Annotated in this window: 24 protein-coding genes and 3 pseudogenes; 13 read left to right on the top strand and 14 right to left on the bottom strand. The window is 63.9% G+C overall.

The window, feature by feature from the left end:
- Positions 1 to 76: 76 nt before the first annotated feature.
- Positions 77 to 1,219, bottom strand: a complete 1,143-nt coding sequence (locus AC3WL2_RS04590) for an AAA family ATPase (RefSeq protein WP_102681976.1) — start codon at positions 1,217 to 1,219, stop codon at positions 77 to 79.
- 1 nt (position 1,220) lies between these two features.
- On the bottom strand, positions 1,221 to 2,093 hold the full coding sequence (locus AC3WL2_RS04595) for an RNA ligase family protein (RefSeq protein WP_102681975.1): 873 nt from the start codon (positions 2,091 to 2,093) through the stop codon (positions 1,221 to 1,223).
- A 298-nt stretch (positions 2,094 to 2,391) separates the two neighbouring features.
- Here AC3WL2_RS04595 and AC3WL2_RS04600 point away from each other — a divergent pair, with 298 nt between their 5' ends.
- Positions 2,392 to 2,610, top strand: a complete 219-nt coding sequence (locus AC3WL2_RS04600) for a hypothetical protein (RefSeq protein WP_050705559.1) — start codon at positions 2,392 to 2,394, stop codon at positions 2,608 to 2,610.
- A gap of 87 nt (positions 2,611 to 2,697) precedes the next feature.
- On the opposite strand, the gene AC3WL2_RS04605 is transcribed toward AC3WL2_RS04600, so the two are convergent.
- Both AC3WL2_RS04605 and AC3WL2_RS04610 read right to left on the bottom strand, forming a co-directional pair.
- Positions 2,698 to 3,078 carry a termination factor Rho gene (locus AC3WL2_RS04605; protein WP_102681974.1) on the bottom strand — a complete coding sequence of 127 codons (381 nt, stop codon included), beginning with the start codon at positions 3,076 to 3,078 and terminating at the stop codon, positions 2,698 to 2,700.
- Positions 3,079 to 3,172: 94 nt separating this feature from the next.
- Positions 3,173 to 3,424, bottom strand: coding sequence for a hypothetical protein (locus tag AC3WL2_RS04610; protein ID WP_102681973.1), 252 nt, complete (start codon positions 3,422 to 3,424; stop codon positions 3,173 to 3,175).
- A 295-nt stretch (positions 3,425 to 3,719) separates the two neighbouring features.
- Between AC3WL2_RS04610 and AC3WL2_RS04615 the strand changes: the two are divergent.
- Both AC3WL2_RS04615 and AC3WL2_RS04620 read left to right on the top strand, forming a co-directional pair.
- Positions 3,720 to 3,990 (top strand): annotated as a pseudogene (locus AC3WL2_RS04615) (short chain dehydrogenase); the annotation flags it as partial.
- 498 nt (positions 3,991 to 4,488) lie between these two features.
- Positions 4,489 to 5,589: a mechanosensitive ion channel family protein gene (locus AC3WL2_RS04620; protein ID WP_102681971.1), complete on the top strand. Its 1,101-nt coding sequence runs from the start codon at positions 4,489 to 4,491 to the stop codon at positions 5,587 to 5,589.
- 17 nt (positions 5,590 to 5,606) lie between these two features.
- Here AC3WL2_RS04620 and AC3WL2_RS04625 read toward each other — a convergent pair whose 3' ends face one another.
- Entirely contained in the window at positions 5,607 to 6,131 is a 525-nt protein-coding gene (locus AC3WL2_RS04625) for a cupin domain-containing protein (RefSeq protein WP_102682060.1), read from the bottom strand.
- Positions 6,132 to 6,276: 145 nt separating this feature from the next.
- Between AC3WL2_RS04625 and AC3WL2_RS04630 the strand changes: the two genes are divergently transcribed.
- Positions 6,277 to 8,064 (top strand): thiamine pyrophosphate-requiring protein, encoded by a 1,788-nt coding sequence (locus AC3WL2_RS04630; protein WP_102681970.1) that lies wholly within the window; start codon positions 6,277 to 6,279, stop codon positions 8,062 to 8,064.
- A 192-nt stretch (positions 8,065 to 8,256) separates the two neighbouring features.
- Here the strand turns inward: AC3WL2_RS04630 and AC3WL2_RS04635 are convergent, their stop codons facing one another.
- Together AC3WL2_RS04635 and AC3WL2_RS04640 are read right to left on the bottom strand one after the other, a co-directional pair.
- The gene (locus AC3WL2_RS04635; RefSeq protein ID WP_023630687.1) at positions 8,257 to 8,781 is read right to left on the bottom strand and encodes a hypothetical protein; all 525 of its coding nucleotides are present in this window, start codon (positions 8,779 to 8,781) and stop codon (positions 8,257 to 8,259) included.
- A gap of 124 nt (positions 8,782 to 8,905) precedes the next feature.
- Positions 8,906 to 9,787 (bottom strand): MerR family transcriptional regulator, encoded by an 882-nt coding sequence (locus AC3WL2_RS04640; protein WP_102681969.1) that lies wholly within the window; start codon positions 9,785 to 9,787, stop codon positions 8,906 to 8,908.
- 147 nt (positions 9,788 to 9,934) lie between these two features.
- On the opposite strand from AC3WL2_RS04640, the gene AC3WL2_RS04645 reads away from it, so the two are divergent.
- The 7 genes from AC3WL2_RS04645 to AC3WL2_RS04675 all read left to right on the top strand — a co-directional run bounded on the left by AC3WL2_RS04645 (position 9,935) and on the right by AC3WL2_RS04675 (position 15,442).
- Complete coding sequence (locus AC3WL2_RS04645) at positions 9,935 to 10,381, top strand: PAS domain-containing protein (protein ID WP_102681968.1); 447 nt, start codon at positions 9,935 to 9,937, stop codon at positions 10,379 to 10,381.
- Positions 10,382 to 10,485: 104 nt separating this feature from the next.
- The gene (locus AC3WL2_RS04650) at positions 10,486 to 10,908 is read left to right on the top strand and encodes a nuclear transport factor 2 family protein (protein WP_102681967.1); all 423 of its coding nucleotides are present in this window, start codon (positions 10,486 to 10,488) and stop codon (positions 10,906 to 10,908) included.
- Positions 10,905 to 11,657 (top strand): SDR family NAD(P)-dependent oxidoreductase, encoded by a 753-nt coding sequence (locus AC3WL2_RS04655; RefSeq protein ID WP_102681966.1) that lies wholly within the window; start codon positions 10,905 to 10,907, stop codon positions 11,655 to 11,657. The genes AC3WL2_RS04650 and AC3WL2_RS04655 overlap by 4 nt, the downstream gene beginning before the upstream one ends.
- 6 nt (positions 11,658 to 11,663) lie before the next feature.
- Positions 11,664 to 12,911 (top strand): NAD(P)/FAD-dependent oxidoreductase, encoded by a 1,248-nt coding sequence (locus AC3WL2_RS04660; RefSeq protein WP_102681965.1) that lies wholly within the window; start codon positions 11,664 to 11,666, stop codon positions 12,909 to 12,911.
- Complete coding sequence (locus AC3WL2_RS04665) at positions 12,908 to 13,717, top strand: DUF1365 domain-containing protein (protein WP_102681964.1); 810 nt, start codon at positions 12,908 to 12,910, stop codon at positions 13,715 to 13,717. Before AC3WL2_RS04660 ends, AC3WL2_RS04665 begins: the two co-directional genes overlap by 4 nt.
- Positions 13,692 to 14,951 carry an SAM-dependent methyltransferase gene (locus AC3WL2_RS04670; RefSeq protein WP_102681963.1) on the top strand — a complete coding sequence of 420 codons (1,260 nt, stop codon included), beginning with the start codon at positions 13,692 to 13,694 and terminating at the stop codon, positions 14,949 to 14,951. Before AC3WL2_RS04665 ends, AC3WL2_RS04670 begins: the two co-directional genes overlap by 26 nt.
- Positions 14,952 to 14,953: 2 nt before the next feature.
- Positions 14,954 to 15,442: a DUF2878 domain-containing protein gene (locus AC3WL2_RS04675; RefSeq protein WP_102681962.1), complete on the top strand. Its 489-nt coding sequence runs from the start codon at positions 14,954 to 14,956 to the stop codon at positions 15,440 to 15,442.
- 12 nt (positions 15,443 to 15,454) lie between these two features.
- Here AC3WL2_RS04675 and AC3WL2_RS04680 read toward each other — a convergent pair.
- The 5 genes and pseudogenes from AC3WL2_RS04680 to AC3WL2_RS04700 all read right to left on the bottom strand — a co-directional run.
- A pseudogene (locus AC3WL2_RS04680) lies at positions 15,455 to 15,565 on the bottom strand (DUF2256 domain-containing protein); the annotation flags it as partial.
- Positions 15,562 to 17,088 (bottom strand): cryptochrome/photolyase family protein, encoded by a 1,527-nt coding sequence (locus AC3WL2_RS04685; RefSeq protein ID WP_102681961.1) that lies wholly within the window; start codon positions 17,086 to 17,088, stop codon positions 15,562 to 15,564. The gene AC3WL2_RS04685 and the pseudogene AC3WL2_RS04680, both read right to left, overlap by 4 nt.
- An 8-nt stretch (positions 17,089 to 17,096) precedes the next feature.
- The gene (locus AC3WL2_RS04690) at positions 17,097 to 17,402 is read right to left on the bottom strand and encodes a DUF6482 family protein (protein WP_102681960.1); all 306 of its coding nucleotides are present in this window, start codon (positions 17,400 to 17,402) and stop codon (positions 17,097 to 17,099) included.
- Complete coding sequence (locus AC3WL2_RS04695; RefSeq protein ID WP_102681959.1) at positions 17,399 to 17,935, bottom strand: DUF3833 domain-containing protein; 537 nt, start codon at positions 17,933 to 17,935, stop codon at positions 17,399 to 17,401. Before AC3WL2_RS04695 ends, AC3WL2_RS04690 begins: the two co-directional genes overlap by 4 nt.
- A 2-nt stretch (positions 17,936 to 17,937) precedes the next feature.
- Positions 17,938 to 18,477, bottom strand: coding sequence for a chalcone isomerase family protein (locus AC3WL2_RS04700; RefSeq protein WP_102681958.1), 540 nt, complete (start codon positions 18,475 to 18,477; stop codon positions 17,938 to 17,940).
- A 112-nt stretch (positions 18,478 to 18,589) separates the two neighbouring features.
- Here AC3WL2_RS04700 and AC3WL2_RS04705 point away from each other — a divergent pair, with 112 nt between their 5' ends.
- Complete coding sequence (locus AC3WL2_RS04705) at positions 18,590 to 19,360, top strand: SDR family NAD(P)-dependent oxidoreductase (protein WP_102681957.1); 771 nt, start codon at positions 18,590 to 18,592, stop codon at positions 19,358 to 19,360.
- Positions 19,361 to 19,372: 12 nt separating this feature from the next.
- Here the strand turns inward: AC3WL2_RS04705 and AC3WL2_RS04710 are convergent.
- A pseudogene (locus AC3WL2_RS04710) lies at positions 19,373 to 19,635 on the bottom strand (putative quinol monooxygenase).
- 137 nt (positions 19,636 to 19,772) lie between these two features.
- On the opposite strand from AC3WL2_RS04710, the gene AC3WL2_RS04715 reads away from it, so the two are divergent.
- Positions 19,773 to 20,210 (top strand): GNAT family N-acetyltransferase, encoded by a 438-nt coding sequence (locus AC3WL2_RS04715; RefSeq protein ID WP_102681956.1) that lies wholly within the window; start codon positions 19,773 to 19,775, stop codon positions 20,208 to 20,210.
- Positions 20,211 to 20,244: 34 nt separating this feature from the next.
- On the opposite strand, the gene AC3WL2_RS04720 is transcribed toward AC3WL2_RS04715, so the two are convergent.
- On the bottom strand, positions 20,245 to 21,099 hold the full coding sequence (locus tag AC3WL2_RS04720) for a helix-turn-helix transcriptional regulator (protein ID WP_102681955.1): 855 nt from the start codon (positions 21,097 to 21,099) through the stop codon (positions 20,245 to 20,247).
- Positions 21,100 to 21,122 lie beyond the last annotated feature (23 nt).

Here is a 21,122-nt window from a genome sequence, read left to right on the forward strand (position 1 = left end):
TTCGACCTTACCCTCCTCGATAGGCAGGAAGGCATTCAAAGAGCCTAGCAGCCATACTGGCACAGTGCCCTGTGCTTCACCCCGTCACCACCTCATACCTCACCCGATGCGCCTCAGTCGGCAACGGCACCTCCCACTTGAACATCATCCGCCGTATATCGTCATTGCGCAGCGATGTATCGCGTCGCTGGTTCCGCCGCATGATCTCGTCCTCCGGCCGCTCCAGGTAGACGATCTCCACCTGCGCCCCGTAGCCGTACAGCAAGTCCAGCGTCCGGCTGCGCATCTGCGCCGACAGGTGCGTCGAGTTCCACACGAAGGGCCTGCGCTCGCGCAACAGCGCCTTGGCCCGGTCGATGGCGTAGTGCGCGGCAGCGCCTTCGTTCTGGCCGTGGCGCAGGCCCAGCGCCTGGCGCGCGTCGTCGAACGACACCACCGGCAGGTCCGGGTGGTGTCGGGCAGTCCAGGTGTCCTTGCCGCTGGCCGGCAGGCCGGAGAGCATCACCACCGGGGAGCCCTGGGGTTCGTGCAGCGCATAGTCCGGGTGCACGCGGGCGCCACGCAGGTACTGAATACGCGTGTAGTCGTCGGCAAACGGCCTTGGGCCGTACAAACACCCCTCCTCTGCGGCCAGTTCGCGCCACAGCTCGATGGCGGTCAGCACATCGGCCTTGCCGGCATAGTGGCGGCCCTGCATGTCGGCCTCAGCCACTGCGCAGAGCATCCACACCGGCAGTTCCCAGGACAGCTTGTGCAGCAGAAACTCCGCGCTGCGCCCGCTGCGGTCGCCCTGCAAGGCGAAGAACGGCAATTGATGCACAGTGATGATCCGGCAGATCTGTTCGCGCAGCGCGAACGGCACGCCAGCGCGCCACAGCAGCAGGCGTGCATCCACCGCGCCCCGGCGCGAGTGGCCGGGTTGGCCGATACGCCCGTTCTGTGGGTCGATCACCGTGGTGTCGGGCTTGGCGATATCATGCAGCAAGGCGGCGAAGAACAGCACGAAGCGCTGCTCGGCGCTGGCGTCGCGGTAAGCGCTCTGCGCCAGCAACGCTTCGACCACCAGCCGGGTATGGACCCACACATCGCCCTCGGCGTGATAGGTCGGATCCTGCGGGGTGTCGGCCAGGCGTGCCAGGGCCGGGATAGCCGCCAGGCAGGCGGCGCAGTCCATGTCGTGCCCGGGGTCGGGCACCAGTTGTTGCAGTCGAATATCCATTTCAGGAAGGTCCACAGTCGCCGCGGCGTTCGCCGTGCCAGTCCAGGGACAGGCGCGGTGCGTAGAGATCGACGCCTGCGGCCAGTTGATTGGGTATGAACGGTTGGTTGGCATGGTGCTGGTCGGCGTCGAGGATGGCCTGGACAAAGTCCTGGCGCACCCACTTGAGCCGGCCCAGGGTCTGGCGCTCGTCTTCGAGCTTCAGGTACAGCCCCTCCATGCGGCTCGAGCGGTCGCATTGGCGCCAGGCGCGGGCCAGGTCGAGGCCTTCGCGGCGTACCACCTGCTCGAACACTTCGCGCCAACGCGCAGTCTTGGCCAGCGAGTCGCCGAGCAATGCCATCAGCTCGGCGTAGCGGCGCGGTGCCGGGCCTTCGTACAGCACCGGTACCGACAGCACCGGGCCGTCCGCGAGCAGATGTCGGCGCGCCGCGGTGGACAGGAACTGGCCTGTGGCGCGGTCCCACACGTCGAACTCGCAGAAGAAATGCGGCAGGTGGTCGTAGAACACCGAGTGCTTCTTGTGCAGCCACTCGCCATACAGCACGAAGCGGTCTTCAAGACGCTCCAGCAACCAGTGCTCGTGGGCCACGGCCCATTGCTTGAACAGGTTGAACTGGCGCTCGCGACCACCGCCGCTGAGGTAATGGCCACGCGATTGCAGGCGTAGCTCGCCGCCGTTGGTAAAGCTGATGCCGGCGTTGGCGCCGTCGAGTTTCTCTTCCACCACCAGCCATTGGCCAACCAACGAGCCATAGGCCACCTGGCCGGCATCGCTGTCGCCGTCCTGCAGACGCGATCCTTGCAGATGCGCTGTGCGGGGGTATTTGAGCAGTTCGAGGGAATGTGCGTCGGCACGAAAATCCATAGTCATGGGTTTCTCCTTGGAAACAGGGAAAAACCGACGACAGGATCAGGCAGGTACGAGAGTGAAGCGCCGCCGCGCGCAGGCACGGGCAGCCATCAGGCACGATGGACCGTCGTCGGTATCAGGCGTGTTTGATGGCGCAGGGCACTGGCTTCACCACTTTGGGGAACGGTTGCGGGGATTCGAGGGCGCATATTCAACAGCAGGTATCAGTCGTGGGTCAAGCCCTCAATAGCAGCAATGTGATAGCATCTGCGCGCCCCTGGAGGGGCAATTTTTTGATATCCCGCAAGGAATACGCTTCGTGAAAGACTTCGTCATCAGCGTCAACAACATCGTTCTCTACATCTCCCTGGCCGTTATCTGGCTGTTCGCGCTCATCACCCTGTTCACCGGCGGATTCCTGCCAGCCCTGGGTGTCTTCGTGGCCGGCAGCCTCGGATGGTGCATCGTCTCCGGCTTCTGGTTCGTCCAGTCCGCCACTTACGAAGAGCTGCGCAAGCTCAACGCCAGCAAGGACTGAAGCATCCGGGCGGCTAGGCACCTCGCCTCGCAGCGCATGGCCGCCCTCCTCCAAGCCTGGAACCGTTATCGGCCGATCAGTACCGCCTCAGCCTTTATTGCGCAGTGCCTCGACCAGTTGCGCCTTGGTCATGCTCGAACGCCCCTTGATATCTTTGCTTCGCGCCTCTTTCATGAGGCTTTCCTTGGTTTGCGTACCCAGTGACGCACCTGACTCACGCGCATGGCCCTGACGCGTTTGCGCCGCCCGCTTGGCCGAATCGGCGCGTGCTGTCTTCTTTTCGCTCGGCGATGTCTTGCTGCCCGACCCACCGGCCTTGTCACCGCCGCCGGACTGCTTGTTGACGGTAGCCCAGGCGCGAGCCTCGGCCTCGTCCTTGGACAGGCCCTTGTGCTCATAGCTTTGCTCGATGTGTTCGGCCTTGCGCTTCTGTTTCTCGGTGTACTTGCCTTTGTTTCCACGGGGCATGTCGTTCACTCCTGAGTGAGTTTGGCTGAACGGTTGAAATGATTGCCACGCCCGAAGTGCGATCGACAGGACGAATGGTCGGCCACCGCAGGTTCTATTCAACGTGATAGTCCGCACCTGCCACCGCCTTAACGAACGCACGATCGGCAAGCCGGCGCAGGTCGCGCCACTCGGTCCAGTCGATCAACCGCTGCCGATCCATCTCATCGGCCTGGCGCAACAGTTCGTCGTGGTAGGTGCTTGGACAATGCCGACGCAGGGCGTGGTTGTCGTAGGTGTCGAACCAGCGGTTGACTGCTGCCAGCCGGCATTGCGCCGGGGTCATCGGGTCGCTGAAGGCATTCATCGCGGGCCGCCCTGCTTTCTTTTACGGAAGATGGCTGCGCGCCGTACGAGGTTCCGTCCAGCCGCCTGGATGGTCACCACAACGCAATGCCACTGGTGATCTGCGCCTGAACTTTACCGCGCTCCCTGGCTTCCCCTGCATAGACCCGTCACCACAGCGCGCAGGAGATCCAACCCATGAGAGCTTTGATCTGTCGCGGTACCCGCGATGTCCGCATCGATAGGCTTCCGGACCCGGTCGACCTGGATAAGGACGGCCGTGTTTTTCGCGCTACAGCCACACGGAGGGTGCAGCCATGATCGATCCCGCCACCGGCATGAAGCCGGGAGAACGCTATGCCGTGGACAACCTCGAGCGGGTGCATCCGTTCACCGGCTTCTTCCTCGACGGCAAGTACTACCTGGGGCCGGAACTGCTGACCGCCGTGGGGTGGCTGGAGGGGCGGCGGTTCATCTATGACAACCTCGATGCCACGGGCGAGCCGGTGTTCGCGAACCGCATCGCCGGCGAGATCAAGGACCTGGTATTGACCCTGGCGGACGGCACCCCCCTGGCAGTGTCGCGCCTCAAGCATTGGCCCCCTGACGAGGGGGCCGGTGAAGTCGAACAGCCCGGACAGCGGCCATCGACACCTGAAGCCCCAGCCTTCGCAGCGGTGCAGGGGCGGCGTCTGCTGGCGGGTGTCGAGCGCCTGCAACGCCACCCCGCAGCCATCCTGGCAACCGCCTTGGCCCTGGGATTCGTGGCGGGCTGGGTGCTGGCGGCACTTGAACGCAAGCGCCAGTAGGCGGACCAGGCACGCGTGCGCCCTACCTTGGTCTGCGTCTGTCACTCACTGCCATGTGAGGCTTGAAGATCAGCGTAAAGCTGCCGGTCAGGCGCGCACGCAATTCATTGGGATGGTGTATCCGAAGTGGACAAGCCATGTAACGCGGTGGAGCGCTGGCAGGGTCAAGACGTTCCATAAACCCAGCCGTGAAAATCCGATCGACCTCTGGCCGCACCTCGACGTCCCATGAAAGGACGCTGCACATCCCCGAGGGCAACCAGGAGGCGAGCCACTCATGAATGACCGCATCATTGAACTGTTCACCGATACCACGCTATTCGGTATCTCCATCCTCAACCTGTTGCTGGCGTTGGGTGTCGCCACCCTGACCTTTGTCGCGGCGCGGGCGGCGATCAGCTTCGTGCAGCGGCGGGTGCGCCGCTGGTCCGAACACGACGGCGCGTTCAGCCAGGTGCTGGCCAAGGTGCTCGGCGGCACCAGCAATGCCCTGCTGCTGCTCGCCTCCCTGCTGGTGGGCCTGGGTATGCTCGACCTGCCTGAGCGCTGGCTGGCCCGGGTGGGCAGCCTGTGGTTCGTGGTGGCGGCGCTGCAGATCGGTCTATGGGCCAACCGCGCCATCGCCCTGGGCCTGCGCCGCTATTTCGCCCGGCACGGCAACGAGGGGCTGAACCAAGGCAGCGCGCTGGCCACCCTTTCGGCCTGGGGCGCGCGGGTACTGCTGTGGTCAGTGGTGGTGCTGGCCATGCTGTCCAACCTGGGGGTGAACATCACTGCCTTCGTCGCCAGCCTTGGCGTGGGTGGCATCGCCGTGGCGCTGGCGGTGCAGAACATCCTCGGCGACCTGTTCGCCTCGCTGTCGATCGCCGTGGACAAGCCCTTCGAGGTGGGCGACTTCATCGTCGTCGGCCCCCTGGCCGGCACGGTAGAGCATGTCGGGCTGAAGACCACGCGGATCCGCAGCCTGGGCGGCGAGCAGATTGTCATGGCCAATGCCAGCATGATCAGCAGCACCATCCAGAACTACAAGCGCTTGCAGGAGCGACGCATCGTCTTCGAGTTCGGCTTGTCCTATGACACCCCCACCGATGCCGTGAAGAAGGCACCCGGCATCATCGAGGAAGCGATCAAGGCACAGGGCCAGGCGCGCTTCGACCGCGCGCATCTGCGGGGCTTCGGCAAGGAGGCGCTGGAATTCGAGTGCGTGTATATCGTCAAGGACCCCGGCTACAACCTGTACATGGATATCCAGCAGGCCATCAATTTCCACCTGCTGGAGCGTTTCTCCAGGATCGGCGCCAAGTTTGCCGTGCCGGTGCGGGCGATCAAGGTCACCGCGTTACCCCAGGAAGACATGCTGCGCTTCAGAGAGGCCTGAATACCGTGGGCTGGAGATCAGCGCCATAGCGTCATCAGGGCGCCTTGTGCGCCGGCCACCGGATCTTGCGCTGGCCTGGACACGGCGGCAATGCGCGCCAGCGCCTGGTCGTATGCGCCGTCCTCGGGCCGTTGGATGGCGTACTTCTCCTGCCCCTGCGGATAAGCCCCCACCACCAGAAAGTCATCGCTGTGCTCGACACAGCAATGGCCGGTGCCGGCCGGCAGCACCAGGACATTGCCCGCTCTCACGGTCAACGTCTGGCCGCCCGCGCCGCCCAGTGTCACCCGCGCCTGCCCGCAGGCGACACCCAGCACCTCATGGGCATTGGGGTGGAAATGCTGGTAGTCGAAAATGCCGTCGCGCCACAGCGGCGTCCATTGGTGGGCGGCGAACAACGCCTCGAAGGCGCCCGCGTTGTCCTCGGCCGGTGCAAGGCGCAGGCGGTAGAGCAACACGGCGAAGCGGCTGTTCGGCGTCGCGCCGTCATCGGCGAAATGCAGCGTCTTCTGCGGCTGGGTGGTGCTGTCGAGGGCAAGCATGAGGGCCTCGCGATGAGGTTGGGCGATACCCTTGAGAATCCGCTGCCAGCGTCGAGGTTCCTGCCGGGCGACCAGGTGCATCCAGTGAAACTTTCCCCTTCGCGGCCCAGTCCAGACCCTATCCATCACTGACAGGGACACGACGATGACAACGACGGTAGGTGACTTCCTGGTCGAGCGTTTGTACCAGTGGGGCGTGCGGCGTATCTACGGTTATCCGGGCGACGGCATCAACGGTGTGTTCGGCGCGTTGAACCGGGCCAACGGCAAGATCGCGTTCATTCAGGCCCGCCATGAGGAAATGGCCGCGTTCATGGCCAGCGCCCACGCCAAGTTCACCGGTGAGCTGGGCGTATGTATCGCCACCTCGGGCCCCGGTGCCTCGCACCTGCTCACCGGGCTGTACGATGCACGCATGGACCACCAGCCGGTGCTGGCCATTGTCGGCCAGCAGGCACGGGCGGCGCTGGGCGGGCACTATCAGCAGGAGCTGGACTTGCTGTCGATGTTCAAGGATGTGGCCGGGGCGTTCGTGCAGCAGGCGTCCACCCCTGCCCAGGTACGCCACCTGCTCGACCGCGCGGTGCGCACGGCCGTGGGCGAGCGCCGGGTAACCGCGATCATCCTGCCCAATGACCTGCAGGACCTGCCCTATGAAGCGCCCGCCAGGGCCCATGGCACCGTGCACTCCGGCGTCGGCTACAGCAAGCCGAGGGTACTGCCCTACACGGCTGACCTGCAGCAGGCCGCCGACGTACTCAATGCTGGGCGCAAGGTGGCCATCCTGGTCGGTGCCGGCGCCCTGCAGGCGAGCGAACAGGTGGAGGCGGTGGCCGAAAAGCTTGGGGCGGGCGTGGCCAAGGCGCTGCTGGGCAAGGCCGTGCTGCCGGACACGCTGCCCTGGGTCACCGGTTCCATCGGCCTGCTTGGCACCGAGCCCAGCTACAAGCTGATGACTGAATGCGACACCTTGCTGATGATCGGATCCGGCTTTCCCTATTCCGAGTTCCTGCCCAAGGAAGGCCAGGCCCGCGGCGTGCAGATCGACCTGCAGCCCGACATGCTCGGCCTGCGCTACCCGATGGAGGTGAACCTGGTCGGTGACGCCGGCGAAACCCTGCAGGCGCTGCTGCCATTGCTCGAACACAAGCCCGACAGGCGCTGGCGCAAGAAGATCGAAGGCTGGCGCGCGCGCTGGGACAAGACCCTGGAAAAACGCGCCCTGGCCAAGGCCGACCCGATCAACCCGCAGCGGGTGGTGCACGAGCTCTCCCCGCGCCTGCCGGATGCGGCCATCATCACCAGCGACTCCGGTTCCTGCGCCAACTGGTTCGCGCGTGACCTGATGATCCGCCAAGGCATGCAGTGTTCGTTGTCCGGCGGCCTGGCATGCATGGGCGCCGCCGTACCCTATGCGATCGCCGCCAAGTTCGCCTACCCGCAACGCCCGGTGATTGCCCTGGTGGGCGACGGTGCGATGCAGATGAACAACCTGACCGAGCTGATTACCGTGGCCAAGTACTGGCAGCAATGGGAAAACCCCAAGTGGATCTGCGCGGTGTTCAACAACGAGGACCTCAACCAGGTCACCTGGGAGCAGCGGGTCATGGAAGGCGACCCGAAGTTCGAGGCCTCCCAGTCCATACCCGACGTGCCCTACCACCTGTTTGCCATTTCCATCGGCCTGCAGGGCATCTTCGTCGAGCGCGAGGAGGAAGTCGCCAGCGCCTGGGAACGGGCCTTGGCCGCTGACCGTCCGGTGCTGATCGAATTCAAGACCGACCCCAACGTGCCCCCGCTACCGCCGCACATCAAGCTGGAGCAGGCGAAGAAATTCGCCAGCACCCTGCTCAAGGGCGACCCTGACGAGGTTGGGGTGATCGTGCAGACGGCCAAGCAGGTGCTGGGCGCGGTGCTGCCTGGCAAGAGGTGATGCCAGCCTTCCGGGAATCCGCTGGAACTTCACGCCAGGCCCGAGGCCTGCCCTTTCAGACCTATCAAAAAAGGAGACACGACGATATCCCCGCCTTCAACGAGCAGTTGATCGCAGCGCTGGGGCGCTGACATTGGCCCATGGCCCCCTCGTCCCACGCCTGCATCGAGCCGGGGCCATGCTTTGGGTTGTTCACGCCAGCTGGATATACACCGAATAACTACCCAGCAGCACCCAGAACACCAGGAAGATCCACGGGGTACGCAGTGAAAAGAGCAATGACTTGCGATGCCCCGCACGTGAGGTTTCGGCCTCGCAGAACAGCGGCGACTCGTCATAGGCCAGCCCCATCAAGGGCTCGCTGCGCAACAAGTGGCTCTGCTTGAGCTGCCAGTGATCGATGATGTTGTAAGCCGCACGAATGCCTGGCCAGGCATTGAGCGAACTCAGTACCCCGAGCAAGGCAAGGAACGCAGGCACGATCAGGGTGAACATCTCGCCCCACCCCTGATTGAGGTTGCCCATGGATGAGACGAACGCGATGACCAGAAACGACTGGGCTGCCAGATAGGCGTCCGTGCGATTGGCCAGGATGCTGGTTTCGTACTGGATCTCACGCCGGTAGAAGTCCAGGCGCTCCTTGGGCGAGCCGAACATCCTGGCGTTATGTTCGGTGATTTCGTGTTCGGGGGTCGATGGGGTGATGATTCTAGGCACTCGGTTCTCCTGCGGTCAGGCTCCGGGCAAGAAGAATCGAGGAGCTCGCTGTGGTAGAACCGCTCATGCAGGGCAAAATTCAATTCTGTTTGGCGTTGACCAAATCGGCAACGCCGCCCTGCTTTCAGAGATCCAGGGCGCCCCTGAGCAAGGCGTTGAGCATCCCCGCCACATCATCCCCCTGCTCGTCCAGCACACGCAGCGGAATGCCCTGCAACACCGCTTGCGAACCCGCCACCCCGGTCAGGGCCATCGGGCAGGCAATCTCCATCTGCAATGCGCGCAGCCGCCTGGCCAGGCCGGCGTTCACCGGCCCTTGCACCGCGATCACCAGCGCTGCCGGCAGGGTTGCCGCGCACACCAGCGGAAGTTCCTCCAACGGCTGTCCGCAGCCGAGCACGTCGACGCGCTGTTGCTCGGCGCTCAGCAGCAGGCCGGTACACAGCAATGGTAGTTCGGCATGCCCCTCGGTACCGGCCAGCAGCACCCTTGGCGCATCGGCCTGGTTCATCTGCAGGCGCAGCAGCAGGCGGGCGCGCAGGAAGGTGTCGAGGAACAACCATTGGCTGCGTTCCCCGAAGGCCCTGCCTGCCGCCATTTCCTGCCACACCGGCAGCAGCACCTCACGCAGCACGGTAGCCTTGGGCAGGAGCGTGAACAGCTGGCCATGGACACCTTCCAGCGCCCGTGCATCGAATGCCATCGCCGCCCGTTTCACAGTGGCGCGCCAGTCGTGGAAGGCCGAGTCCTGCTGCACGGGCGCCTGGCGCTGGGCGGCGAGCATTTCGCCGACCTTGCTGATCGGCAGGCCGTTGGCAGTCCAGTGCAGGATGTCGCGGATGCGCTGCACGTCGCCGGGCGTGTACAGGCGATGGCCACCGTCGGTGCGCTGCGGGCGGATCAGCCCGTGGCGGCGCTCCCAGGCGCGCAAGGTCACCGGATTGATGCCGGTCAGGCTGACCACGTCGCGCATGGGCAATAAATCGGGTGAGATGGCTTCGGTCATCAGGAGGGATCGTCGGAAAGATGGCACATTCTAAACCCATACGCTCTTTCTGCGGCGAGCTCAGGTAGGCCATTATGTAGCGAATCGCGCCGGCGCTTTGTACCGTTGCGCCCGCCATACCGCTTAGGCTTTCCATGGGTGTCCCCAATGATCAACGCAAAACTCCTGCAACTGATGGTCGAGCACTCCAACGATGGCATCGTCGTCGCCGAGCAGGAGGGCCCAGAAAGCATCCTGATCTACGCCAATCCTGCCTTCGAGCGCCTCACCGGCTACTGCGCGGACGATATTCTCTACCAGGACTGCCGCTTTCTTCAGGGCCAGGATCGGCAACAGTCGGGCATCGCCGCGATCCGCGAGGCGATCCGCAAGGGCCAGCCCTGCCGCCAGGTGCTGCGCAACTATCGCCAGGACGGCAGCCTGTTCTGGAACGAATTGTCCATCACCCCGGTGCGTAACGAGGCGGACCAGCTGACTTATTACATCGGCATTCAACACGATGTCTCGGCGCAGATCGCCGCCGAGGAGCGGGTGCGCGAGCTGGAAACCGAGGTCGCCGACCTGCGTCGCCAACTGGCGGCGGCCGGTCTCTGAGCAAAATATCTGTACAAGAACGTTGACTTGTACAGATTTAAACGTAGGCTTCGTTTATACCTGTACAAAAATACCGGGTTGTACAGGATTTCCCGGAGCCGAGCATGTCAACGTACCTGCAGAATTTCGCCGAGCGCTTCGCCCAGCTCGATGGAGAGCACCTCGAAGCGCTGGAAAACCTGTACAGCGAGAACGTCACTTTCCGCGACCCGCTGCATCAGATTGATGGGCTAAGCGACCTGCGGGCCTATTTCGCCCAGCTGTACGCCAACGCCCATGACATCCGTTATGTCTTCTCTGGTGTCGACGAGGTGAAGACCGGGCAAGGGTACCTGCGTTGGACCCTGCAGTTTCGTCACCCCCGGCTGGCCGGCGGTCGCCCGGTTTCCCTGCAAGGCTGCAGCTACCTGCAATGGCATGATCGGGTGCATTTCCACCAGGATTTCTTCGACGCAGGCGCCCTGCTCTACGAGCATATTCCGCTGATGGGCGGGGCGATTCGCTGGCTCAAGGGGCGGTTGGCATGAGCCGCTGCTGGTTGACCGGTGCCAGCAGCGGCATCGGTGCGGCGCTCGCGCAGTGCCTGCTGGAGCAAGGCCATCAGGTAGCCCTGGGCGGTCGCCGGATCGAGCAACTGGTGCCTTTTGCCGAGCGCTTTCCCGGGCAGGTGCTGCTGGCCAACGGTGATCTGGACGATCCGGAGCAGGTCACGCAGATAGCAGCCCGCATTCGCCAGGCCTGGGGCGCACTGGACCTGGCAATTTTCAACGCCGGAACCTGCGAATACCTGGAGCCCGGCCGGTTCGATCCGGCGCTGGTCGAGCGCGTGATGCGCACCAACCTGCTGAGCCTCAGCCATTGCCTGGCGGCCGCCCTGCCCCTGCTGCGGGCCGGCGCACGTCCTCACCTGGTGGTGATGGGCAGCTCGGTAACCTGGCTGGCCTTGCCCCGGGCCGGTGCCTATGGCGCGTCCAAGGCCGCCGTGCGCTACCTGGTGGAGTCGCAGCGCATCGATCTGACGCAAGCCGGCATCGACGTCACGCTGGTCAACCCGGGCTTCGTCGACACGCCACTGACCCGGCGCAACGATTTCCCGATGCCGCAGCTGTGGTCGGCCCAGCGCGCCGCCCAGCACATCGCCAGACGGCTGCCGCGTCGCCCCCTGGAAATAAACTTCCCGCGCCTGTTCACCTGGGGATTGCGCCTGCTCGGAGCGCTGCCGGCGCGGGCGCGCCTGGCATTGGGCCGGCGCCTGGCACGTCAAGAAACGGACTGAGCAACCATGCGCATAGCCATCATCGGCAGCGGTATTGCGGGCCTGACCTGCGCCTACCTGCTGTCGCGCAAGCACGAAGTAACGGTATTCGAAGCCGCCGGCTGGGTCGGTGGCCACACCCACACTGTCGACGTGCTGTGGCGCGGTGAGCGCCATGCCATCGACACGGGGTTCATCGTCTTCAACGACTGGACCTATCCCCATTTCATCCGTTTGCTTGAACAGCTCGGAGTCGCTTCGCAGCCGACGCAGATGAGTTTCTCCGTGCATGATCCACTCTGCGGTCTGGAATACAACGGGCACGACCTGAACACGTTGTTTGCCCAGCGCCGCAACCTGCTGTCGCCGGGCTTCTGGGGCATGCTGCGCGATATCCTGCGCTTCAACCGGCAGGCTCTCGCCGACCTCGAGCACCAGCGTATCGACGCCACCACCACCTTGGGCGCTTATCTTCATGAACGCGGTTACGGCCCGCGTTTCATCGAGCATTACATCGTGCCCATGGGCTCGGCCATCTGGTCCATGTCCCGTGCCGATATGCTCGGCTTCCCGCTGGCGTTCTTCGTGCGCTTCTGTCGCAACCACGGTTTGCTGTCGGTGAACCAGCGCCCGCAGTGGCGTGTCGTCGCGGGCGGTTCGCGCAGTTATGTCGCCCCGCTGTGCCGCCCCTTCGCCGAACGCATCCGCCTTGACTGCAAGGTGCACCGGGTCGGCCGCGACGAAGGCGGTGTCACCCTGGTCAGCGACGCCGGCACCGAGCGCTTCGACAACGTGGTATTCGCCTGCCACAGCGACCAGGCCCTGGCGCTGCTGGAGGCGCCGAGCGTGCACGAGCGTGCCGTGCTGGGTGCCATCGGCTATGCCGACAACGACGTGGTGCTGCACACCGACACCCGCCTGCTGCCGCGCCGCCGCAACGCCTGGGCCAGCTGGAACTACCGCCTGAGCGGCCCCGAGCAGGCGCCGGCCGCGGTGACCTACAACATGAACATCCTGCAGGGCATCCAGGCACCGACGACCTTCTGCGTCAGCCTGAACCAGACCGCGCTGATCGACCCTGCGCAGATCCTCGCCCGCTTCAGCTACGCCCATCCGCAGTACAGCCTGGCGGCATCCGCCGCGCAGGCTCGGCAAACGCAACTGCAAGGCCAACAGCACAGCTATTTCTGCGGCGCCTACTGGGGCAATGGCTTCCACGAGGACGGCGTGGTCAGTGCGTTGCAGGTGGCCAGGCACTTCGGAGAGCAGCTGTGAACAGTGGCCTGTGCCTGGGCTGGCTCAGTCATCGGCGCCTGAGTCCGCGGCCCCATGCCTTCCGTTACCGGATCGGCCTGTTCTACCTGGATCTGGACGAACAAGCCTGGCTGATGGGCCTGTCTCGCTGGCTGGGGCGTTGGCGCCTGGCCCCGCTTTGCTGGCGGGAAACCGACTACCTGCCGAGCCTCACCCACCAAGGTCAGCCGCTGGCCCAGGCCGCGCGATTGCTGGTGAGCCAGGCCACGGGGCAAATGCCCGACGGGCCAGTGTGCCTGCTGACCCAGCTGCGTTGCTGGGGGCTGTCGTTCAATCCGGTGAGCTTCTATTTCTGCCATGACCGCGACGGACATCTGGCGGCGATCCTGCTGGAGGTGCGCAACACCCCGTGGCGGCAGCGTTTCCACTATGTGCTGCCGGTGCAAGGCGACCCGGCGAAAACCTTCGCCATGGCCAAGCGCTTTCATGTGTCGCCGTTCATGCCCTTGGACATGGACTATCGGGTGCGCTTTCACCTGGACCAGGCACAGATGCGCATCCACATGGAGAACTGGCAAGGCAGCCAGAAAGTGTTCGAGGCCGACCTGGCCCTGAAGCGCCGGCCGCTGAATCGCAAGGCTGTGCGCGACTACATCCTGGCCTTCCCCTGGATCAGCCTGCGCACCGTCTCGGCCATCTACTGGCAAGCCCTGCGCCTTTTCATCAAACGCACGCCCATCCACGACCACACCGCCAGCCGAGGCAACCTGGCACTCGGCCACTCCTGCGAGGACCCCGATCATGTCCAATCCGACCCTGAGCGTTAGCAAGTCCGCGGGCCTGGCGCCACTGCTCGGCGGCTTGGCGCGCAAGGCCGTGCTCGCCCAGCTGGGCAAGCTGCGTCATGGCCATCTGCGCCTACTCTGTCATGGTCGCCAGTGGACGTTCGGCGACCCCGGCAGCGCGCTGCAGGCCGAGGTGGAGATACTCGACGACACCGCCTGGAGCCTGATCGCCGGCAATGGCTCGATCGGCGCGGGCGAAGCCTATATCCATGGTTACTGGCGCAGCCCGGACCTGGCGTTGGTCACCCGCCTGTTCGTGGCCAACCTCGATGTGCTCGACGCCCTCGAGGGCGGCCTGGCACGCCTCGGCCGCCCTGCCCTGCGGCTGCTGCACCGGCTCAACCGCAACAACCGCCAAGGCGCCCGTCGCAACATCCTGGCCCATTACGACCTGGGCAATACCCTGTTCGAGCAACTGCTGGACCCGACCATGATGTATTCGGCCGCGCAGTTCGAGCACCCCGAACAATCCCTGGAGCAGGCTCAGCGGCGCAAGCTGGAGCGCATCTGCCAGAAGCTCGAGCTGAGCCCGCAGGATCACCTGCTGGAAATCGGCTGCGGCTGGGGCAGCCTGGCGATCCACGCCGCCACCCGCCACGGCTGCCGGGTGACCACCACGACCCTGTCGCACGCGCAGTACACCTATACCCTGCAACGGGTGAAGGACCTTGGGCTGGAGCAGCGGGTGACCGTGTTGTGCGACGACTACCGCGACTTGACGGGGACTTTCGACAAACTGGTCTCCATCGAGATGATCGAAGCGGTAGGCCACCGCTACTTGCCGGTGTACTTCCGTCAGTGCGCGTCACTGCTCAAGCCCGACGGGCTGATGTTGCTGCAGGCCATCACCATCCGTGACCAGCGCTACGCCCAGGCGCGGCGCTCGGTGGATTTCATCCAGCGCTACATCTTCCCCGGCGGCGCCCTGCCCTCGCTGAGCGTGCTGCTGGACACCGCCAGCCGTCGCACCGCGCTCAACCTCGTGCACCTGGAGGATTTCGGCGTCGACTACGCACTCACCCTGGTGCATTGGCGCGACAACCTGCGCCAGGCGCGCGGCACATTGGCGGCACTGGGCTACGACGAGACCTTTCAGCGCCTGTGGGAGTTCTACCTGTGCTACTGCCAAGGCGGCTTCGAGGAACGGGCCATCGGCGTGGCCCAGCTGCTGTGGGCGGCGCCCCAGGCGCGGCGGGCGCCGTTGCCCGGGCAATGACGATGCCCCGCGCCTGGCTGATCGCCAATGCGCTATGGCTGCAGGTAGGCTGGTGGGCCTGCGTGCTGGGCGCCAAGGTACCCTGGCTATTGCTCCTGGTGCCGCTGGGGCTGGCCGTGCACCTTAAACTGTGCCCGGCCCGCAGTACCGAAGTCGGCGCACTGTTACGCGTGACCTTGGCCGGTTGCATGCTGGACGGTCTGCTGGGGGCAATTGGGATTTTTCGTTTCGAGGCATGGCCACTGCCATTGTGGCTGGCGCTGCTGTGGCTGGTGCTGGCCAGCGGCTTGCGCCACAGCCTGGCCTGGGCGGGTTGGCCGTTTTGGCGCGGTGCGTCAGTCGGCGCGCTGGGTGGCCCGTTGGCGTACCTGAGCGGTGCCGGGCTGGCCGATATCGCCTTGCCCCTGGGGCCCGTGGTCACGGGCTTGCTGCTGGTGCCGGTCTGGGCCCTGGCCCTGCCCTTGCTGGTGCGACTCGCCGCGCGGCGCTGAGCGGCGGCAGCGTTCAGAACAGTAGCGCACCTGCGCCCAGCACCGCGCCCAGCGCTTGCGCCAGGTGAAAGGCCGGCCGCATGCCGCGCATACCTTGCTTGGAAGATGCTGCTTCTTCTTCATAGGTCCTGGCCGGCATCGAGCCGCGCCAGCAGCGCCTGGCCGCGTTGCCACACGCCCTCGCGACGGGCAGGCGCCATGCCGTCCAGGCTGCGATACACCAAGGCCAGACGAGGATTGCCTGAAAGCTGGGCGCGGTGGCGAATGAGAAAATGCCAGTACAACGCATTGAATGGGCAAGCGTCTTCACCGACCGCCTTGTCCACCCTGAAGCTGCAGGCCTTGCAGTGATCGGACATCCGCTGAATGTAGCGACCACTGGCGCAATAGGGCTTGGAACCCAGGTAACCGCCATCGGCGTGCATCACCATGCCCAGGGTGTTGGGCAGTTCTACCCAGTCGAACGCGTCGATGTAGACGGCCAGGTACCATTGGCAGATCGCGGCGGGCACGATTCCGGCCAGCAGGGCGAAGTTGCCGGTGACCATCAGCCGCTGGATGTGATGCGCGTAACCGAGGCGCAAGGTCTGTCCGATGGCCTGCGCCATGCAGCGCATGCGCGTCTGCCCGGTCCAGTAAAAGTCCGGCAGGTCGCGAGTGTTGCCCAGGCGGTTGAGCCTGGCGTACTCGGGCATGCGCAGCCAGTAGATACCGCGCACATACTCGCGCCAGCCAATCAACTGGCGGATGAAGCCCTCTGCGGCGTTGAGCGGCACCCGGCCCTGGCGCCAGGCGTCTTCCACGTCCTCGCACAGGCAGCGCACGTCCAGCAGCCCGATGTTCAGCGCCGCGCTGATGCGCGCATGGAACAGGTAGGGCTCGCCCTCAGCCATGGCGTCCTGATAGTCGCCAAACGCCGCCAGGCCGAAATCGAGAAAATGACGCCATAGCTGTTGAGCGTCGGCATGAGTCACGGGATAGTCGAAACCATCCAGTTCGCCGTAATGGTCGCTGAAACGCTGGCGAACCAAGGCCACCACGCCACGGGTAATGGCATCCTGTTCGAAATGCGCCGGAAACGGGCCTCGCAGACCGCGCGCCAACGGCTTGCGATTGTCGTCATCGAAATTCCATGCGCCCCCCGCCGGGCTGCCGTCGGGCTCCAGGAGCAGGCCGCAACGCTTGCGCATGCCGCGGTAGAAATGCTCCATGCGCAGCTGGGTGCGGCCCTGGGCCCAGCGTGCGAAAGCCTCTCGCGAGCACAGGAAACGGGTGTCGCGGTGCCACACCAACGGTAGCCCTGCCTCCCGTAACGTCTGTTCCAGGCGCCACTCACCGCACTCGGTCAGGTGGATCTCGCTGGCGCCCAGGGCCTGCTGCCAGCGACGCAGTTCGCCGGCAATGCTGGCACTGTTGCCGTCGGCGTCCAGTTCGACGTAGTGCACATGCCAGCCACGCGCCCTCAGCGCCTGGGCGAAATGACGCATTGCGCTGAAGATAAGCACGATCTTCTGCGGATGATGCGGCACGTAGCGCGCCTCGCCCTCCACTTCGGCCATCAGGATCGCATCGCGGGCAGGGTCCAGCGCGGCGAGACTCGCCAGCTCGAACGACAGCTGATCGCCCAGCACCAGGCCCAGGCGCATCGCCGGGGCTACCACTGCTCGTCCAGCGTCACCGGCACCCGCAGCGGCGCGACGGGGCCGTCGCCTTGCCCACACATTTCATCGTGTACCACGTGCTGGACCAGCATGCACGGCACCGGCGGCAGCCCGGCCAGCACCTGGCGCAACTGCGTGATGGAGCGAAAGCGGACGGCCTGCCCGTGATCGTCGCTCAGCGTGACCGGCCCTGCGTCGGCCATGGCCCGCAGCAGGTAGAAACCGCCTTCCAGCGACAGCAGCTCCAGCGCCCGGACCTTGCCGGCGCCGACCTGATCGAAAAGTGTATTGAGATTCATCGCGTGCCCTCCGGCAGGCGGCGGAAGAACAGGGTGACCTGGCCGATCTCCACGCCCAGCTTGCTCATGCGCGAGCGGTTGATCAGGGTGTCGTCGTCCATCAGGTACATCCAGTCGTCCAGGTCCACCTGCCAGTGCCGCCCGTCAACCGGCAGGTCCAGCTGGTAACGCCAGCGCAGCGCATTGCCAGCCACCTCGCCGCGGGCCTCGCCGATCACGTCGCCAGCGGTGCCACGCCAGCGACCGGGGCCATCGGGTACCAGCGTCCAGGTGCGCCGCTGTCGGGTACCGTCGCTGTAGAGAAACTGCTCGTCGAGGATCAACCGGTCGCCATCGCGGCGGCTGTCGATACGCACGTGAAAACGCTTCACCACCTCGCCGGAACGCTTCTGGAACATGCCCCAGGCCTGCACCGGACGCGAAAAGAAGGCCGCCAGGTCCAGCTTGGGTTGCTCGTCAGCATAGTGCTCGACGCCGACATTGCCACAGCTGCCCAGCAGCAGGCCCCCTACCAACAACAATGCTTTGTACATGTTCAGGGTCCTCGATCGTTGCCGGCCAGGCCGAGCAAGCGCTGGCGCAGTTGTGGATCCCGGGCGCGCGGATCCAGCCAGATGGCGAAGAACGCCCGGGCAAAGGCCACATCGGCCACTTCACGGCGCAGCCGGCCATCGACGTAGAAGCGGCAACCTGCTTGCGGGAGGTACACCCCCGTGATGCGCATACCGGGACGCACATCCACGAATGCCGCTTGCATTTCCCCGGTCCAGGCGTCGAGTTGCTGTGCCGTAACGCTGCCGGCGCCAAGGCGACGCATCTCCTCAATGCTGGCCTTGACCAGGGTGTCCCGGGACAACGACCGGTGGTAAGCAAGCTCCAGGGCGAACGGTCGACCCCAGTCCAGCAGCGGGCCCTCTGCCCACAAGCGGGCGCTGTACAGGCGCAGGCCGAACCAGGTGAACTCGCCTTCACCCAGTCGTTGAGCCGCCGGCAGCGTGGCTCGCCAATCCGCGCCGATCGAGGCGAGCGAGGTCAACAGCAGACAGAAGCAGGCTAATCGTAGAGCAAAGGCCATGATAAACCTGTACAGAAAACAAATTCTGTACAAGATTAGATTTTTGTACAGATAAATTCCAATGCTGTATAGAAATTAGGGCAGCTCGATCCATGCCAGGGGAGCACCTCGAATGAGCCTCATCACCAACCTCCACAGCCCCGCAAACGTGCTGGTCTGCGGCGCCAGCCAAGGCATCGGGCTTGCCCTGTGCGAACAACTGCTGGCACGCGAAGACGTGGGCCTGCTGATCGCCGTGTCGCGCCAGGCAAATTGCAGCACGCCGCTCGATGCTCTGGCCCTGACCCATGGCCGCAGGTTGATGCGCATCGACTGCGATGCTCGGAATGAACAGGCGTTGCAAGCACTGGCAGCGCAGGTCCGGGTCAGCTGTGCGCAACTGAACCTGGTCTTAAGTACCCTTGGCCTGCTCCACGCCCCCCCGGCACGCGCCGAGAAGTCGCTGGCGCAACTGGACATGGCAGGGTTGCAGGCCAGCTTCGTCACCAACTGCTTTGCCCCTGTCCTGCTGCTCAAGCACCTGCTGCCATTGCTGCGCCAGCAACCGGTCACCTTCGCCGCCCTGTCGGCCCGGGTCGGCTCGATCGGAGACAACCACCTCGGCGGGTGGTACAGCTATCGCGCGAGCAAGGCTGCGCTCAACCAGCTGTTGCGCACGGCCAGCATCGAACTCAAGCGGCTCAATCCCGCTTCAACAGTCCTTGCCCTGCACCCCGGGACTACCGATACCCCGCTATCGCGCCCCTTCCAGGGCAATGTGCCAATCGACAAACTGTTCTCGCCAGCGTTTGCCGCCCGTTGCATCCTCGAACTCGTCGGCCGGCATGGACCGTTACAGACCGGTACCTTCTGGGCCTGGGATGGCAGGCCAATTCCCTGGTGACTCGCAGGCTTTTCAGCGGTGGATCGGGTCAAGGAAGATCAGTTGCAACGGATCCGCCAACAACGCGTCAGCCTGCTCGGCAAAACGAAGAAAGTGTTCGGTGGCCAGGTGGGTGTCCAGAGCCTGTCGAGGGTCGAACGCTTCACGCATGTAAAACGTCCTGGGCTAATCGTTGCGCTAGAACAACATGTAGTTTCGGTTGCCGCCCTCGGCCCGGGTCGGTTCGCCAGGCCTCTTTAAAGTGCCGGCGGCTGGCCTGGCTTGGCCTTGCGTATGGCAGCGGTATATCCGGACCGGACAATCTTTTACAAACAAGTTCTTGAGGGTAGCGGCCAGTTAACCTCCAATACTCTAATCGGGGAGTTAGCAGTACTTCAGTACCCTCGAAACCATTGAGATCCAGAGAGCCTTTGTGAAAATATCACTCGCCACAATAACAAAGCATAACTATGAAGCCGCTTGCGAATTGGAAGTCACAGACGAGCAAGAAGACTATGTGGCCAGCAATACCTGGTCACTGGTGGAGGCTGCGTACAACCCTGAATACTCCGTACGGGCCATTTACGCCAACGATGAGCCTGTTGGCTTTTTCATGTGGGTTCAGGCGTCACCCCATAAAATATCCATCTGGCGGTTTATGGTTGACAAGAAGCACCAACAAAAATCCATCGGTAGGATAGCACTAGGCCTGGCACTTCAAGAAATCAAGCGAGCCCCTGGCCTGGAAGAAATTGAAATCTGCTACAACCCTGGTAATCCCGTGGCGAAAAGATTTTATTCCAGCTTTGGCTTCGAAGAGGTCGGCATGGCCCCAGACGGCGAAGACATGCTGGCGCTCATCAGGCTTTAATCTACCGAGACGCCGTTGTTTATCGAAAAGCGGTTCAAGCCTGCCCCGCTTCCTGCTGCCCTTGGAGGCGATAGCGAGAAAGCGAAACACCGGTTTGCCGCTTGAAGTAGCGGCACAGGTAGGAGGCATCGACAAAGTTCAGCTCGTCGGCGATCTGGCCGATCGCCAGATTGCTGTAGGAAAGCAGCGCCTTGATTTCCTGGGTCACCTGGCGATCTATCAGGCCTTTGGCGGTGTCGTTGAAAAACGCTTTGGTCAGCTGTGACAGGTAGAACGGCGTGATGCTCAGCGCGTCGGCATAGAACTTCACATCCCGGTGCCTGGTGCAGTGCTTGCCGATCAAGTCCCAAAATTGCCAACTGAGCATTTCCTTGCGGCTGAACGCCCTGCTGCCTTTGTATGTAGCTGGAAGCTGCTCGGCAATTTTCAGGAAAAGATTCTGCAGTTGGTTGCGCAGCATGACGTGCCGGTAAGTCGGGCAGCACTTCACGATATCCCGCATCTGCGCCAGCCATCCTTCTATCAACGGCCTGTCGTCACTGTCCGGGACGCAATGTGGATGTTCATGCAAGAAGATGAACAGGGGGTTGGGCAGTTGGTAGGCGACCTCCGCAGCGAAACCCTTTGGCATCAGGCAAAAAAATACCTTGAATCCGCGTGAGCGACGTTTGAGCAAGGCAATGGTGTCTTCGGCCAGCAGCAGCACATCACCGCGCCGGACCACATGTTCCTTGAAGTTGAGCGTGAAGCGGGCGCTCCCGGACAGGCAGACCAGCAGCGTCAGATAGGTGTGGCCGAAGGAGAGTGGCACTCCCAGCCCTTCGGTCAGGGTGGTATCACCCATGCGCGGTGGGTCGTCAGCAGTAAAAAGTTGCGGAATATGCTGCATAGCCTCTAGATGCCAGGACCTGA

The organism is Pseudomonas sp. FW305-96, assembly GCF_058783825.1.

Coding starts and splice junctions, on each gene's coding strand:
- AC3WL2_RS04700 (WP_102681958.1), bottom strand. CDS start 18,477: ATGGCCTTTGCTCTACGATTAGCCTGCTTCTGTCTGCTGTTGACCTCG.
- AC3WL2_RS04660 (WP_102681965.1), top strand. CDS start 11,664: ATGCGCATAGCCATCATCGGCAGCGGTATTGCGGGCCTGACCTGCGCC.
- AC3WL2_RS04650 (WP_102681967.1), top strand. CDS start 10,486: ATGTCAACGTACCTGCAGAATTTCGCCGAGCGCTTCGCCCAGCTCGAT.
- AC3WL2_RS04605 (WP_102681974.1), bottom strand. CDS start 3,078: ATGCCCCGTGGAAACAAAGGCAAGTACACCGAGAAACAGAAGCGCAAG.
- AC3WL2_RS04655 (WP_102681966.1), top strand. CDS start 10,905: ATGAGCCGCTGCTGGTTGACCGGTGCCAGCAGCGGCATCGGTGCGGCG.
- AC3WL2_RS04720 (WP_102681955.1), bottom strand. CDS start 21,099: ATGCAGCATATTCCGCAACTTTTTACTGCTGACGACCCACCGCGCATG.
- AC3WL2_RS04705 (WP_102681957.1), top strand. CDS start 18,590: ATGAGCCTCATCACCAACCTCCACAGCCCCGCAAACGTGCTGGTCTGC.
- AC3WL2_RS04675 (WP_102681962.1), top strand. CDS start 14,954: ATGCCCCGCGCCTGGCTGATCGCCAATGCGCTATGGCTGCAGGTAGGC.
- AC3WL2_RS04610 (WP_102681973.1), bottom strand. CDS start 3,424: ATGAATGCCTTCAGCGACCCGATGACCCCGGCGCAATGCCGGCTGGCA.
- AC3WL2_RS04630 (WP_102681970.1), top strand. CDS start 6,277: ATGACAACGACGGTAGGTGACTTCCTGGTCGAGCGTTTGTACCAGTGG.
- AC3WL2_RS04590 (WP_102681976.1), bottom strand. CDS start 1,219: ATGGATATTCGACTGCAACAACTGGTGCCCGACCCCGGGCACGACATG.
- AC3WL2_RS04670 (WP_102681963.1), top strand. CDS start 13,692: ATGTCCAATCCGACCCTGAGCGTTAGCAAGTCCGCGGGCCTGGCGCCA.
- AC3WL2_RS04685 (WP_102681961.1), bottom strand. CDS start 17,088: ATGCGCCTGGGCCTGGTGCTGGGCGATCAGCTGTCGTTCGAGCTGGCG.
- AC3WL2_RS04595 (WP_102681975.1), bottom strand. CDS start 2,093: ATGACTATGGATTTTCGTGCCGACGCACATTCCCTCGAACTGCTCAAA.
- AC3WL2_RS04645 (WP_102681968.1), top strand. CDS start 9,935: ATGATCAACGCAAAACTCCTGCAACTGATGGTCGAGCACTCCAACGAT.
- AC3WL2_RS04620 (WP_102681971.1), top strand. CDS start 4,489: ATGAATGACCGCATCATTGAACTGTTCACCGATACCACGCTATTCGGT.
- AC3WL2_RS04640 (WP_102681969.1), bottom strand. CDS start 9,787: ATGACCGAAGCCATCTCACCCGATTTATTGCCCATGCGCGACGTGGTC.
- AC3WL2_RS04695 (WP_102681959.1), bottom strand. CDS start 17,935: ATGTACAAAGCATTGTTGTTGGTAGGGGGCCTGCTGCTGGGCAGCTGT.
- AC3WL2_RS04625 (WP_102682060.1), bottom strand. CDS start 6,131: ATGCTTGCCCTCGACAGCACCACCCAGCCGCAGAAGACGCTGCATTTC.
- AC3WL2_RS04690 (WP_102681960.1), bottom strand. CDS start 17,402: ATGAATCTCAATACACTTTTCGATCAGGTCGGCGCCGGCAAGGTCCGG.